We start from the raw sequence: 1,696 nt of genomic DNA, 5'->3' as shown, positions 1-1,696 counted from the left end.
AGGCCGCCGGCATGACCATCAAGGCCTACGAAGCGGGCGTTCACCGCCCGGAGTTCGGCCTCTTCGCCCTCGTACGACGGGAGGACGGCCGCGCGATCGGCGGCATGGGCTTCCACGGCGCCCCCGACGAGGACGGCCGCGTGGAGGTCGGCTACGACCTCGCCGAGAGCGCCCGCGGCCAGGGTTACGCCACGGAGGCCCTGCGCGCCCTCAGCGACTGGGCCCTGGCCCGCGACGACGTGCGCAGCCTCTGCGCCACCATCGAGCCCGACAACGCCGCCTCGCAGCGGGTGATCGCCCGGGCCGGATACGTCCGGGCGACGATGGAGGAGGAGCAGGCGTACGGGGAGGCGGAACCAGGGCTTCGGCTGTACGTGCGGCCCGGCCGGGCCGGTCAGGGCGCGCAGCGGGTCGTGACCAGCGGGAGCGATCACCGCTGAAGGACAGGTGTCGCGCCGGATGTTGCCGGAGCGGCCGCGACCTCGCGGGTCTCACGCAGTATCAGCAGGCCGCCCACCACCATCAGTGTCGCGGTCAGGCCGTGGACGCCGAGCGCGGTGGCCACGGAGCCGTGGTGGGCCAGCACGGTGGTCATGTCGCCGTACGCGGCGAAGGCCTCCACCACCAGCACCCAGCCCAGTGCCCGGCGGTGGCCCGTCACCAGCAGGATGGCCAGGACCAGGGCCAGGACGACATCGCGGATTCCCTTGATGATCAGGAACCCGCCACCGTCGCCGGATGGCCAGCTCGGCAGGCCGAAGGTCGGCGCCGTCGTCTCCGGGCGCAGGATGAACTCCATCCCGAACCAGAGGATGAAGAGGACGAAGGCGACGGTCAGGACGGTGTTGATCTTCTTCAGCGACATCGTTCTTCTCCTTGCGAGAGGTCGGGCCGGCGGTGGTGTCAGACGAGGGCGGCGGCGAGCAGGGCGAAGGCGGCGATGAGGACGGCGACGCGGACGTAGTGGTAGCGCTGCCAGCGGTTCAGCTGCTCCTTCCAGTCGGCGGGCCGGTTCTCGGGGGTCCAGGTCCTGTTCCGGTTGTTGATCGGGACGAGCAGCAGCACCGACATGACCACGCTGACGATCAGCAGTCCGGCGGCGGTGACGACGAGTCCGGCGCCGTGGTGGTGCCATCCCGCGATGGCCCAGATCGCGCTGAGGACGAGCGAGCCGATGTACCAGAACGGCATCAGGGTGCCGAGCATCCGGCCGCCGTGGGCGTGGCCGAGCTGGCCGCTGTCCTCGGGAAGCGCGTCCAGGATCCGGTTCATGATGAAGGCGACGGAGAACTCCACCCCCACCATCAGGCCGACGACGACGGTGGTGACGACCTCGAGTGCGTTGAGCATGACGATCCCTCCGTGAACTAGCGCTGCTAGCTGTCGAGGCAACGCTAGTACTACTGCAGCTCGATTGTCTAGCGATGCTAGTATCGAAGTATGTCGGTACAGGAACGCAAGCAGCGCGAACGGGCGGACCGCGAGCGCCTCATCGTGGCGACGGCCCGCGAACTCGCCGAGCAGCAGGGCTGGGACGCGGTCACCACCCGCCGGCTCGCCGAGCGGATCGAATACAGTCAGCCGGTTCTCTACAGCCACTTCCGCGGCAAGCGCGAGATCATCGGCGCCGTCGCCCTTCAGGGGGCCACCGAACTGGCCACGGCGGTGCGGGCGGCGACCTCCGCCGCGGACGGCC

General features: G+C 69.8%; 4 protein-coding genes. 2 read left to right on the top strand and 2 right to left on the bottom strand.

The window, feature by feature from the left end; all coding sequences use genetic code 11:
- The coding region (locus JF597_RS54730; protein ID WP_294014644.1) for a GNAT family N-acetyltransferase at positions 1–440 on the top strand (440 nt) is incomplete at its 5' end.
- Here JF597_RS54730 and JF597_RS54725 read toward each other — a convergent pair.
- Together JF597_RS54725 and JF597_RS54720 are read right to left on the bottom strand one after the other, a co-directional pair.
- Complete coding sequence (locus tag JF597_RS54725) at positions 431–865, bottom strand: DUF4267 domain-containing protein (protein WP_294014641.1); 435 nt, start codon at positions 863–865, stop codon at positions 431–433. The genes JF597_RS54730 and JF597_RS54725 overlap by 10 nt on opposite strands.
- A gap of 38 nt (positions 866–903) precedes the next feature.
- On the bottom strand, positions 904–1,350 hold the full coding sequence (locus tag JF597_RS54720; protein WP_069764919.1) for a DUF1772 domain-containing protein: 447 nt from the start codon (positions 1,348–1,350) through the stop codon (positions 904–906).
- 90 nt (positions 1,351–1,440) lie between these two features.
- On the opposite strand from JF597_RS54720, the gene JF597_RS54715 reads away from it, so the two are divergent.
- Positions 1,441–1,696 (top strand): helix-turn-helix domain-containing protein (locus tag JF597_RS54715; RefSeq protein ID WP_294014636.1); only part of this gene is annotated, 256 nt, incomplete at its 3' end.

Source organism: Streptomyces sp., assembly GCF_019510245.1.
Taxonomy (GTDB): Bacteria; Actinomycetota; Actinomycetes; order Streptomycetales; family Streptomycetaceae; genus Streptomyces.
Note: the sequence above shows the minus strand (reverse complement) of the source record. Positions and strands in the feature narration are given on the sequence as shown.